Below are 12,909 nucleotides of genomic sequence, written 5' to 3'. Positions count from 1 at the left end.
AACGATGCAGCGAGATGGGGAAGCCGCCGATCTCGCCGATGGCCTTGGTGGATTGAAATGGCTTCATCGCCGCCGCGAGGAAGACGAGCGCGCGACCGGCTTTCACCCGGTCGGTGAAAGTTTCCTTCTGCACGGTCATCGAAAAATTGTTCCCGCGCGTGCTCGTACGAGTGCGTAAGTCCTCACGGACATTGGCGATGTCCCTTTCGCACATTTCCACGCTGCCCGTCAGGCTGCGGATGCGGGAGCGCATTTGGTAAAGGCTTTCGGCGTGCTGCTTTTTGAGCCGCGTGAGGCGCATGACTTCGGCATCGATCGCAGCCTTCTCGATGACGAGCGGGTTGCCGGATGCGATGGCCTTTACTTCGGCATAGGTGAGCGCGGCGGCGTCCACGTCCTCGGCTCGGCGCATCGTCGCGTCGCCGGTCATGACCTGTGAGATGAAGCGGCATTTGGTTTCGAGGGTCTGCCACATATAGGCGTCGAAACTGCCTTCGGTGACATAACGGAAAATCTTCACGTATTCGTTCTGATTGCCTTGCCGGAGGATGCGGCCTTCGCGCTGTTCGATGTCGGCAGGGCGCCACGGCGCATCGAGGTGGTGAAGCGCGGCCAGACGCTTTTGCACATTGGTGCCCTCACCCATTTTTGGAGTGCTGCCTAAGAGCACGCGCACCTTTCCTTCGCGCACCGCTTTGAAAAGCGAGGCTTTGGCCGAGTCGTCGTCATGGTCCTGAATGAAGGCGATTTCGCCGGCCGGAATACCCCGCGCGAGGAGCTTGGCGCGCACATCTTCATAAACCGAAAACCCTCTGCCGCCTGGCTTCGGCGTAGAGAGATCGCAAAAGACCATCTGCGTTCCTTTCTGCGGAGTCGTGTCGAGCCAGACCTGGTGAACCTTCTCAACGGCCTGATTGATCTTGGAGTCAGGATTGTCGCGCACTTGGGGAAGCATCAAACGCAAATCGAGCGCGCCCTTGCGACCCTCGGTAGTGATCTTGAGCATGTTGTCGTCGCGTGGATCGACTTTCCCGCTCTTGATCTTCTCGGTGCGTTTGACGAGTTGATCGACGAATCGTTTCAACTCCGGCGTCGATGGCGCGCTGACGGTGACGGGTCTTCCTTGATCCAGCTTCGGCACGGGGAGCTTGAGCATGTCCGCCGTCTGGACATCCGCCACCTGGCGGAATTGCTGCATTAGCTCGGGCACATTGACGAAGCGCGCAAAGCGGCTTTGCAGCCGGTAGCCGCTGCCATCCGGGCTGAGTTCCATCGTGCTCACGATCTCGCCGAAGGTGCCGGCCCATGAATCGAAGTGCTGGAGCTGGTTGCGTCGAAGAGCGCCCATTTGCAAGTAGCGCTGCATCGTGAACATCTCCGCCATCGTGTTGGAGATGGGGGTGCCAGTGGAGAAGATCACGCCTCCTCCTTTGTTCTTCGCCTGGATGTGTTGAACCTTGAGGAACATGTCGAACGCGCGCTCCGATGCCGTCTGGGGAAGTCCGGCGACGCGCGTCATCTTGGTGACATAGAAGAGGTTTTTGAATTTGTGCGCTTCGTCGATGAAGAGCCGATCAATTCCAAGCTCCTCAAAGGTCAGCGTGTTGTCCTTTTTGTGCTCGGCGGAAAGACTTTCCAGCTTGGCCGTCAGACGCTTTTGCACGCGCTCTAATTCCTTGACCAGCCGGGTGCCCCGCTCGCTGCGTTGCTCGCGGATGGCCTGTTTGATTTCGTGAATTTGTTCTCCGATGAAATCCTTCCGCGTTTCCACTGATACCGGAATTTTCTCGAAGCTGGAATGAGTGACAATCACGGCATCCCAATTCCCGGTGGCGATGCGGCTGAAGAGGCGCGCACGTTTCGACGCCTCGAAATCTTCCTTGCCCGCGACAAGGATATTGGCCGTCGGATAAAGCATCAGTAACTCGGTCGAGAACTGCCCGAGCATGTGATTCGGCACGACGAACATCGGCTTCGTCGCGAGCCCCAACCGCTTCAACTCAATGCCGGTCGCCACCATCGTGTAGGTCTTGCCTGCGCCCACGACATGCGCGAGCAGGGTGTTGTCGCTTTGGACGATGCGCCAGACGGCATTCTTTTGATGCGGGTGCAGTTGGATCTGCTGGCTGCTGGAAGGAAGCGTCAGGTGGCTTCCATTGAAGACACGCAACCGCACGCTGTTGAACTCGTCGTTGTATTTGCGGCACAACCTTTCCCGGCGCTCGTCGTCCTCCCAAATCCAGCCTTTGAAGCGCTCTTTGATCTTGTCCATCTTGTCCCGCGCGCCCTCGGTCTGCTGCGGGTTAATGATCCGCGCATCGGTCTTTGGATCGGAGTCATACACGGTTGGCGTTTTGAGGTTCAGCGCGTCCTGGATCAGCTCGATCGAGGAGTAGCGGGTGGTGCCCCATTCCGTCGTGTTCGCCACGGTGCCGCGGGCCGCGTAGTCCGCCCTGACGAACCAAGTGCCAATGGCCGCTGCGTGCTGAATCGTGATGCCTTCGCTGCCGAGCAATGTCCGGGCAAACGCCTCAATGTCCGTCGCCGGAATCCACACCGCACCCAGGCGCGCGTCGATCTCCGACGCGCTCAAGTCGGCTGGCTGAACCGCTTCCAGCGCGGTCACATTCTCTCGATACTGCGCGTCCGCGGAAGCCGCGGCTCGCGCGTCCTCCAGCTTGGAGCGCACGTCGCCGGAGAGGTATTGGTCGTCAGTCTCCCACTGCTCGGATTGCGGATTCCGAAACACCATGCCTTTCAGTTCCGGCAGGAATTCCTCCGACGGCCGGCTCAACAACGCCTCCATCGTCGCCAGATCGGCGCGGCCCGTCGCGTTGAGCGCGAGCACCAACGCATCCTTCGGAGTTTCCGCGAAGCGCGGCGCTTGCGCCCGCTGAATGGTGCGCTCGCGAAAGATCGCCGTCTTCTCCGCGCGCTTCGTCTCCTCGTTGTAATCTTCCAGCGAGCAGAGCAGCGGATAGTCGGGGTCGGGTCGGAAAGCGCGCCGATTGGCATTGTCGTTTACCGCTCCGAAGCGGGAGACGAAGACATCGTATTGCAGGTTGAGGTGCCGCCGTGTGCGCAGGATCTCCCCATCGTCGGCGTCCTGGAGCTGCTTGCGCAGCACTTCACGAACGGCTTCGCGCACCTTGATGAGCCCGCGGATGCGCCGGGCCGTCTCGTCGGGAGTTTTCTCCAACGGCGTGAGCGTCGCGCCTGTTCTGACGGCGAGCATGCCATCGTGAAGCGTGAAGGCATTCTCCTTCACGTAGTCCGGCGCAAGGATCGCTTCCTCGGCGTTGGCTTGTGGACCGTGGGTGTGCTCACGCGCGCGATAGATCCCTTCGGGCAGAAGTTTCACCGCCTCGCGGAGCGCCGCGCCAAGATCGCGCCCATCTGGAACGAGCGCTGGGTCGTTCCCGCGGTACATCGTTCCCTCCAGCGCCATCTGGCCCAACATCATGTGAGGGCGGGCTGCAAAGTATTCGTTGATCTGGAACGCGGTGCCGTCCGCGTTGACGTGCTCTGCAAGGGTCAACCAAGGCGCGCCGCCCGGCTTTTCCCCCTCCGCGAGCTTGCGCAGAAAGATGATGTCGGTCGTGACTTCCGTATTGGCATTTTGCTTGAAGGCGGTGTTCGGCAACCGAATCGCGCCAACCAGTTCAGCCTGGTCGAAGAGATAACCACGCAGGCCGGAGTTGACCTTATCGAGCGTGCCTTTCGAGGTGATGAAGACGAGGAGTCCGCCCGGCCTCACCTGCTGCAAGCCTTTGGCGAAGAAGTAGTCATGGACCAGAAAGTTGCGCTCATCGAATTCGGGATCGCTCACCTTGTAGTCACCGAAAGGGACGTTCGAGATGGCGAGGTCGAAGGACCCTTCCACAAGCCGGGCAGACTCGAAGCCTTGCGCGCGAACGTCCGCGTCCGGGTATAGGTGCCGTGCAATGCTCGCGGTGAGTGGGTCGAGCTCGATGCCCGTGAGCCGCGAGCGCGCGGCGATCTCCGCTGGCATCAAACCGAAGAAATGGCCGACGCCCAAAGCCGGCTCCAGGACGCGCCCGCCCGCGAAGCCCAGCCGCTCCACAGCTTCGTAGATGCCGGTGATGACGGTGGGCGAAGTGTAGTGCGCATTCAATGTGGAGGCTCGCGCCGCAGCGTAGTCATCCGGCGTGAGCAGGCGCTTCAACTGCTCTCGCTCTTCATGCCATTCCGGCGGGCCGAAATCGGCGAACACCTGGGGAATGCCGCCCCAGCCCACATACTTTACCAAGGCCCGCTGCTCGTCGTCTGTCGCTGAACGGCGCTCTGCATCAAGCCGCTGCACCAGCTCGATCGCGGCGAAGTTGTCCCGCGCCTTTTGCTTGATCGAGCCGGCGCCAAGCTGGTCCTCAGACCGGATGCGGTAGTTGCGGGCGTTTAGCCGTTCGGGTTCTCGGGCAGCAGGAGAATATATTTCTCCCGGATCAACTCCCACGCCCTCGCCTGCGCCTGCTCCGGCGTCAGCTTCTGTTCCCGCTCCAGCGTTCGAGTGAGCGTTTCCATTTCGTCCAGCGTCGTCTCCTGTGCCTCCCAAAGCGCCTCCATCAGTCGCCCCTCCGTTTCGAGCTGCGCCACCATCTTCGGGCGGAACTCCCGCCAGTGCTTCTCGGCCATCAGGCCGTATTGGGTCAGGTAAAGGAATGTGGTTGCGCTCATAAGTTCGTGCGAAGTCGAATAGACTCAGTTGATCGTCGCTCGTCGAAGCGACTTTGCCATTGCGTTTGAGTGGCATCAGACGGATTGCGAAGTGCCACGAGGTCGAAGGATCTGCTCCGGTGCGCGATCGAAGCCGTTTTGCTCGCGATGAAAACGTGCCGCGACGAGTGCGGCGGCGATCAGGTCGCGCGGTGAATCACCTCGCGCCTCCAGATGCTCATGCACGCGCCGGTTCATCTCGGGGTCGCGCAACGCCTGCAAACCAGCGCGGATCAGCCGTTGCTGGCCTTCCGGCAGCTCGTGGAAAGCAGTCCGATGCGGTGTAGCCTGCTGTCGTGGTTGAGAGCGTAGTCTTCTAAGCACATCGCCATCGTGCTCCGGCGTTGCTCACTCCCAGCGCTCGCGCGGGCGCAATTGAGAGGACAATAAGCTCCCGCGTTGACAGCCCTTTCCTAGATCTCAACGCGAGGCAGATTCGGGGAATCTGCGCAGAGCTGTGCGGAAGCAATGTCTAGTATCTCAGAGACGAACGCCGTCTGGAGCAGCGCCTCGGGAACGTATTCGTCGAATCGGTCGCGTTGCAGGTCGGAAAGCAGCGTCACCAATTGGCCAGAAGTGAACGTCCCAGCAGCGATTCTTGCGCGGTGGGTAGCGAAGTCCGTGGCGGAAAGCTTTTGGTAACGTAAGCAGAGGTTGTCGCGTTCGGTCTGAATACCGTCGGCCTTGGCGCAAAGCTCCAGGGTGAGAAGCACGCGGCTGCCAAGCCAAGGGAACCATTCCACACCGGCGAAACCCGTCACAGTATCCTGCGTTGTAAGGCCCGCGTCCGCGAACGTCTGTCGCGCTTCGCTGAGGAGCTGCGCTGCCGTTGTGTTGAGGTACGGAAAGCCGGAATCCTCGCTGAGCACGCGCTTCATTCGCTGCGTCACTCGGGGATGCAGACCGCCGATGCCTCCGGCGAAACGCGGCTGCTTCCACCCCTTTGCTGGAGACACGGAGATGCGCTTTCCGCTGTGGTCAATCAGTTCGACGCGCCATCGCCGGCCAGCAAACAGCAGGAATTCGCCTTCCGCGGGGATGCTGTCTTGCGCCAGGACCCCGATGGGCTGGCCATCGTGCTCGACGCGATATTCAATGCGACCGGCAAACGCCGCATAGAAATCGTAGCTCTCGACGATGCGCTCACCGGCAGGTGCGAGGATGAGTTCGCCTGTGGGCACTTGTTCGATGAGCTGATGTGCAGAGAGACCGCGGAGCAATGCAGCGAACTGATTCGGTTCGATGTGTCGGAAAGCACCACGCCGACACAGCACGTCGAGCAGATGAGTCGCTGACGCTCCGCCGGTCTGACGGCAGACGCTCAGCACTTGATGGACGCAAGTGCTGAAATGGAAGCGGTCGTTCTCCGGCGGTTCCAGCCAACGCTCTCGGTGCAATTCGAGTAACGCGATGGCGCGGATGAGTTCGGGATAGAGCCGCCGCGTGAGCGAGGAGTGTTGTGTGAGCGGCTCATCGAGCGTGTAGAGCCGGAGAGTCTGCGGCTCACCATCGCGCCGCCCGGAGCGACCGAGCCGCTGCACCAGAGACGCGACACTCCACGTTGGTCCGACCTGCCCGACGGATCGCACCGAACCGATGTCGATACCCATTTCGAGCGTGCTCGTGCAAATGGCCGTCACTGGCTGTCCCGATTTCAATTCCCGCTCTGCGTCCTCACGTAAATCGCGACTCAGCGAACCGTGGTGCAGCAGGAAAGGATTCCGCGTCCAGTGTTCCCGCTCGGCCACCTGCCGGAGCTTGTCGGCGAGCAGTTCCGTTTGCCGACGGCTGTTGCAGAAGATGAGGTTGCTCTCGCCACGAAACCGCTGCGCAACATCGGCGGCGACGGCCGCCAGACCGCTGGGTGTGTCGGCGGCGGGAGTGGTATCAGTCCCGTCACCCTCCGCTGGCTCGGGTGCGTCGAGATATGCCTTCAATCCTACGCGCAATTCCTTCCGCTGGCTTGCGTCTTCGAGCACGCGCACGCTGTCAGGCGCTTCCGGGCAGAGGAATGCTTGCGCCGGTGCAAAGTCGCCGATAGTTGCCGACAGGCCAATCTTTCGAGGCTTCACCCCAACGGCGACACAGAGCCGTGCGAGCAGACTGCGCAGGTGAATGCCGCGCACGTTGTCGAGGAAGGCGTGCAATTCATCTATAATCACAAAACGCAGATGCGCGTAGATGCGCGGCAGATGGCGATCGTGGTTGATGAATTGGCTTTCGAGCGACTCGGGTGTGATCAGCAGCACTCCACTGGGCGACTGCCGAAGCCGCTGTTTGTCGGTCGCACTCACATCGCCGTGCCAACGGTGCACGGGAATGTCCGCGTAGGCGCAGAGGTCTTCGAGACGTCGGAACTGATCGTTAATGAGCGCCTTCAGCGGACTGATGTAGAGCGCCTGCACCGATTCTTCCGGTTCCGCCGCAAGCTGCGAGAGCACCGGTAGAAAAGCAGCCTCGGTCTTTCCGCTCGCCGTTGCAGCAGCGAGGATGAGGTGATCAGTCGAATCGAGCACCACCTCGATCGCGGCGACTTGCTGCGGGCGCAATTCCTCCCAGCGTTGATTCCACACCGCTTCCTGAATCTTCGGGTGGAGTTTGGCGAAGGCCGCGCTCATGCGGCATGCGGGCTAGAGCTTGAACGCGGTGAGGTCGTCATCCGCATCGTCTGGTGGCGGCGCGGCGCCGTTGGCGACTTCCTCCTCGGCGGACATCGGCGCGGAGGGTTTCTGAAACACATCCGCTCCCAGCACGTCCTGCCAGGTCTTTCCTGGGTTCTGATCAATGAGGTTTAGCAGACCTATGAAAGAGCGCACCACATCGCGCGGCGTGCGAAAGTAATCGGCACCGAGGCGCTCGTTCGCCTGCCGTAGCGTGGCGACGATCCCCTCATCGCATACAACGACCTTTGCCGAATCGCCGCTCGCGTGGACGAAGGCGATATTCTTCAGCAGCACGAACAGGTCTTCGGGCGTGAGTGGCTGCAAACGAACGACCGGCCCGGAGAGATCCACCAGTCCTTGTTGGCGTGCGAGGGTATTCTCCGCCAAGCGGCTGCGGAGCGCTTCGTAGCTGAAAAGCCCGCGACGTTTGTCTTCGAGGCACTCGTCCGTGCCGGCGAAGATAAAGCCGAGGCCGCGCGAGTTGCCTTGAAAGCTGTCGTTCAGAAGCGTGAGGAGCGCCTCATAGTTCGCCTGACGCGCACGCGAGCTGGGCAATCGGTGCGAGAGTACCACCATTTCGTCGAGGTTCACGAGAAGCCCGCCAAATCCTGCCTTGCGGACAAATGCCGCCATGAGTTTGAGGCCATCATAGAACGAGTCGTCATCCACGATTCGCCGCACTCCGAGGTCGGTGCGCGCTTCGGTTTTCGTGGTGTATTCTCCGCGCAACCATCGGAGGGCAGCGGCTTGCAGTGCCTCGTTCTTCTCGACGTAGCCGCGGTAGAAAGCGCGCACGACTTCGGCGAACTCGAAACCGCCAATATGATTCTGCAAGTCCCGCAAATCTTCACCGATTCGTCGGTCCACATCCTCCGGCGTGCCGCCCGTGCTCATCACGGCATGCTGGACTTGTGAAACCCAAGTCGAGAGCACGCTCGGAAGCGCACCACCGTCGGGCTGCGCCTTCGTGGCCATGTTGCGCATCAGTTCGCTATAAAGGCCGCGTGCCTCGCCACCACTGGCGTAGAGCCGCCGCTCCATGCTGAAATCAGCCTGCGCGACGACGAGCTTCTTTTGAAACGCGAGGTTGCGGACGAGATTGAGGAAGAAACTTTTCCCGCTGCCAAATCGTCCGACCACGATACGAAACGATGCGCCGTCATCGCAGACGCGTTCCAGGTCTTGAAGCAGCGCCGACACTTCGGATTTGCGTCCAACTTGGATGAGGTGGAGACCTTGTTTTGGGACAAGGCCCGCCTGGAGCGATTGAAGCACGGCATCGCGTTCGCGACGTTTGATGGCAACGGGTGGGTTCATGCGGCGATTGGGAGTTCGGCAGTATCCGGGAGCAGTGTTCGAAATACTCTCACGTTTTCACCGCGTTCGAGCAGGAAGTCGCCGAGCGCTTCATCCGCCCAAGTATTCACCGCGTTGAGCAAGTCGTCGGGCATCAGGTGATGCTTCGCTGCGAGCACATCGAAATCGGCGGTGGTCAGTTCGTCGTGGCGAACCAACGCCGACACCGCTGCGTGGTAGCGTGCATCAAGCCCGCTGAGCCATTCGATCGGTGCCGAAGGTTCGACGGGCGCCGCAGGAGCGGCAACTGGTGCCGTGACGACCTCTTCCGGCTCCGCCATGACGACCGAAAGCATCGAAATGACCTCTTGCGTTTCCTGCGTGAGCGCCTTGATGCGATCGTGATCGAGGGCAAATGCGGCAGGTTGCTCCGTGGGACGTTTCGGAATGGCTTCGCCGCTCGACTTCTCGCCCGCGCCGTCGATGGCCACTTCGCGAAACGCCTCATCTTCGCGGAGTAGCTTCTCCACCGCGCCGGGATCGAGTTCGAAGGCACGCGCCATCCGGCGCAGGATTTTCAACTCATCGAGAGTGACCTCATTATCCGCCGCTGCGATGTGCGCCATTGTGCGGAGCACGAACGGCCGACTCTCCTCGGGAATGAGCTTCGCCATTTGCGGCAGTGAGCGGAGCGCCACGTTAGCGTCACGCCGCAATGAAGCTTCGGTTGCACGCAGCGGACGCCAATCGCTCTCATGTTGGATTTGCGACGCGATCAGTTGATGAAAGCTGTCCAGCTCCTCGGGCTCAATGACCCCATCTGCGGCCGCAAGCGTGACCGCCAGATAAAGCAACCGCACAAGACCGGAGACGTGCGGCGCGATGCTTTCACCGGGAATCGACGCATACAGCGCCAGCTCTTGATTCCAAGCCAGCGGCAGGCCGGTAACATCGGGATTCGGTGCAAGCTGCCAGCCAAGTCCCAGGACAAGTTCGGCAACCTGCCGCGACTGTCCCGCGGTGAGCTTCGCCCGCTCGTCGATACCGGCCAGCGCGGCGAGCACGCTGACAGGCGCAAAAATGTAGTCTCCCTCCCGTGGTGCAGCGGCAACAAGTTCGTCGAATGCAACGCGCGCAGGATGCTCCTCCGCACGCCGTAGATCCGGAGGCAGCGCTTGCCACGCAGCCAAGGCCGCCGCTTGTCCCTGCTTCTTAGAACTGAGCGCACGGCTGTAGCCCGAGAGGTCATCCACGCAGGAGTTCCAAATCTCCGGCAGCGCTTTGAACTGCCGATGCAGCCCAGCGACATTCGGCAATCGTAGCTCGAACTGGTTCCCCCGCTTGCGCTCATAGCTCATCTGAATGAGCGCGTTGCTCGCCGGTCGATACTGCACCAGCGCCTGCTGCTTCGCAGCCTGAAGCACCATCCCGCCGGGAAACTGCTGATTGAATCGTTGCTCAAAAAGCTCCCAGAATTTGTCCCGTGCCTTCGTGACCACGGTGCTGCGACGGCTCTCCTCATTTCCCATCGCAATCCGATACGCCACCGTCCAATCCAACGGTTCGCCACGTTGATGGAGATTCGCCAGCACGAAGCGCATCCCATCCTGATCGGGGCGCTCGCCGTCAAACTCCAGCAGCCGCGGCCAAAGCGCGCGGTAGTAATCCGCTCCGAGCTGCCAACCCGTAAAGTGGAGGAGCTGCAGCAAGTAGCTCTTAAGCGAACGAGATTTGTGGACCGGTCCGTAGTGCTGAAGCAACCGCACGATCTCATCGAGCAACACCGGGTCACGGTCGCCCTCGACGAGAATACGTCGCTCGAGCCCGTAGAAGAACATGAACACATATCCGAGCGACCGCTGCGATGGATCGGCATCCTCGCGACCAGCAGCGAGCCATTCAAGGTAGCAGCGCCGCTGTTCCGGCGGCAGATGTTCGTAGCTCGGATAGTAGCCGAAGTCCTGCGAAGGATGTGCGGCCGTGCGCGCAACGGTCGCCGACGTGATGATGGCCGAAGGTTCACCAGGCCACCGAAGCGGACGATCCGTGGCGTAGATCATTCCACTTCCGATCCGCAGTCCCTCATGGCTCACCGGTTGTCCGGGTGGATGCCAAGTCAGCTTCGCGTCGCTTCGCCCGGTGCGCCGCTCGCTCGACGAATCCGTGCCGAAAGAGACGTCAATCGAGATTGCCGATTCGCGCGTAGCCGCTCGCGGCACAGGCGCGGGCTTCCCAATCGGAGCAGGCTCCGTTTGGCGCGCCCGTCTGGCCGATGTTGGCGGCATAGCGCTCGGTCGGGATTTTTGGAACTTCTTCGCGATCCAGGTGCCGACTATGAATCCGACGACAAAGCCGACGAGTGCGCCTTGCCAACCGGCAAGGCGGCCGAGGAGAAAAGCTCCGATGATTCCGATTAACCAGCGCATCGAAAGACGCTTACCGGAAACCACGCCGCAAGTCACTGGCAGAACCAGCTTGGATGTGTCGTTTGAAACGGTGGAGGCGTGGGGCGACCCGCTAACTTCTGAACCACGCGCACACGTCACCGTTCACTTCAATCGGAGGAAGCAGTTTCTTTCGGTGGCCGCGTTCGCAATGAATGACGACTGCGGTGTGCTTGGGCAGACTGCGCAGCAGGTGCGGCTTGATCTTGTGTTCTTCCTGCTCGGAGTAGTTTCGCGACATTTTTCCACCGGAGTAGCCCCATGACTTTTTGATAGTGCGCTGTTTGCCGAGGAAGTCGGCGCTTTCGAGCGCGCCCTCTTCATCGGCGGCTTTGAAGACGAGGCGGTTGCGGAGGTTGAGGGTGAAGACGCGGGCCTTTTCGCGGCCGAGGGGAGGAATGAAGGAGGTCGAGGACTGCGCGGCGGCGACGACGGTGGCCTGCGCTTCACGAATGACGTCGATGCAGTTGTAGTCGCTCATGCCTTCCTCGCTCGCGGAGACGAACCTTTGGGCTTCGTCGGCCCAGAGGATGAGCAGGTTGTCGGTCTTTCGCTCCTCGGCAGGTTTGTCGAAGCGGCGGAGCGCGTGGGTATAGAAGAGCATCTTCAGGAAGGTGTTCACGTAGCGACGCTCGACTTGGAACTTCTGCGGCATGGCGACGCAGATGATCTTGCCGCGGTCGATGTCGGCGAAGTCGAAGCTGTTCTCGCCCGCGCAGAAGACCTGGGCGATCTCGGGGGTGATGAAGGGCTGAAGGTAGTTGGCGATCGTTTCCTTCACGCCGCCGATCTGCTCGGGCGGCTGGGAGAGGAAGCGATTGCGAAAATGTTCCGCCAATTCGCGCCGACGCGGGGACTGGTAACCGCTGGCGAGATCGTTCATCGCATCCTCCAAGTCCCGCTCGGCGAGCAGGAGGTGATAAGCGTTCTCCAACGTCACGTCAGCGTCGATCTCGCGCAGCGTTTCCAGCGCGGCGGCGATGTGGGTCTGAGCCTGGTTGCGAAAGAAGCCTTTGTCGCCGGATTGCCCCAGCGAGGAGGCGGTGTCCACGACCGCCTTGGCAAAGGTGTTGTAGGGAATGCTGCGGTCGGACGTGAGGTTGTAGGTGTGCTGCGGTTTCCAGCTTGAGGACGCGCCTTCGGGCCGGACCTGGAGCAGGATCAAGTCGTTCTCACGGCCGAAGTGCTTTGCCATCGCGGAGAGGGTTTCCCAATAGAGTCCTTTGTCGTCGATGCAGAGGCCGCCCCACGTCGGCTCGTTCTGGAAGATTTGGAAGAGCAGCGGAGTGATACCGGAGCGCGTCTTGCCCGAGCCGGTGTCGCCGGTGATGAGCCAGCCTCGGCAGAAATCTTCCCGCGCCCACGTCAGGCCGGCGAGGCGCACGATTGGACGGCGAGCCGGCTTGCGGCGGCTCGTCAGGAGGGCGACGAGCGCGAGCAGCCAAAGCGTGCCTGCGGCGGCGATGGCGAGTTTTACTTCCATACGAACCAGCCGGCACCGAGACCGCATGCGAGTCCGAGTATGAGCATCATGACAATGGTCGCGGCGCGACCGTCGTTCAGGCGCTGGATCGTCTGCGTGAAGGTGCGCAGTTCACCAATGAGAGTGGTGGACTGCGAGACGAAAGCCTTGGAACGGGTGTCGAGCAGCTCCATCGTGGCGCGGAACTCCTCAAAGGAGGGCGGCAGCGCAGCGGTCGCCGCATCCGGCTGCGGCGGGTGCTGAATGGCCAACCGAACGAGGTCGAGCACCGCAATCATAGGGTCGCCAT

At 61.2% G+C, this 12,909-nt stretch carries 8 protein-coding genes; all 8 read right to left on the bottom strand.

Features of this window, described 5'->3' with window-relative positions; genetic code table 11:
• Nucleotides 1–4,324: DEAD/DEAH box helicase family protein (locus tag ABJF10_RS22815; protein WP_348546921.1), on the bottom strand; the 4,324-nt coding region annotated here is incomplete at its 3' end.
• Between the two features lie 92 nt (nucleotides 4,325–4,416).
• Nucleotides 4,417–4,695 (bottom strand): hypothetical protein, encoded by a 279-nt coding sequence (locus ABJF10_RS22810; protein WP_348546920.1) that lies wholly within the window; start codon nucleotides 4,693–4,695, stop codon nucleotides 4,417–4,419.
• A gap of 75 nt (nucleotides 4,696–4,770) precedes the next feature.
• Nucleotides 4,771–5,058: a hypothetical protein gene (locus tag ABJF10_RS22805; protein WP_348546919.1), complete on the bottom strand. Its 288-nt coding sequence runs from the start codon at nucleotides 5,056–5,058 to the stop codon at nucleotides 4,771–4,773.
• An 89-nt stretch (nucleotides 5,059–5,147) separates the two neighbouring features.
• A complete protein-coding gene (locus tag ABJF10_RS22800; protein WP_348546918.1) occupies nucleotides 5,148–7,352 on the bottom strand; it encodes a DEAD/DEAH box helicase in 2,205 nt (734 codons plus the stop codon).
• Between the two features lie 12 nt (nucleotides 7,353–7,364).
• Nucleotides 7,365–8,714, bottom strand: coding sequence for an ATP-binding protein (locus ABJF10_RS22795; RefSeq protein ID WP_348546917.1), 1,350 nt, complete (start codon nucleotides 8,712–8,714; stop codon nucleotides 7,365–7,367).
• The gene (locus ABJF10_RS22790) at nucleotides 8,711–11,155 is read right to left on the bottom strand and encodes a TerB N-terminal domain-containing protein (RefSeq protein ID WP_348546916.1); all 2,445 of its coding nucleotides are present in this window, start codon (nucleotides 11,153–11,155) and stop codon (nucleotides 8,711–8,713) included. The genes ABJF10_RS22795 and ABJF10_RS22790 overlap by 4 nt, the downstream gene beginning before the upstream one ends.
• A gap of 55 nt (nucleotides 11,156–11,210) precedes the next feature.
• Nucleotides 11,211–12,620 carry a type IV secretion system DNA-binding domain-containing protein gene (locus tag ABJF10_RS22785; RefSeq protein WP_348546915.1) on the bottom strand — a complete coding sequence of 470 codons (1,410 nt, stop codon included), beginning with the start codon at nucleotides 12,618–12,620 and terminating at the stop codon, nucleotides 11,211–11,213.
• On the bottom strand, nucleotides 12,611–12,909 hold a 299-nt coding region (locus ABJF10_RS22780; protein WP_348546914.1), incomplete at its 5' end, for a hypothetical protein. The genes ABJF10_RS22780 and ABJF10_RS22785, both read right to left, overlap by 10 nt.

The organism is Chthoniobacter sp., assembly GCF_040003245.1.
Classification (GTDB): domain Bacteria; phylum Verrucomicrobiota; class Verrucomicrobiia; order Chthoniobacterales; family Chthoniobacteraceae; genus Chthoniobacter.
The sequence above is the reverse complement of the archived record's forward strand: the minus strand, read 5'-3'. Positions and strand labels throughout refer to the sequence as shown.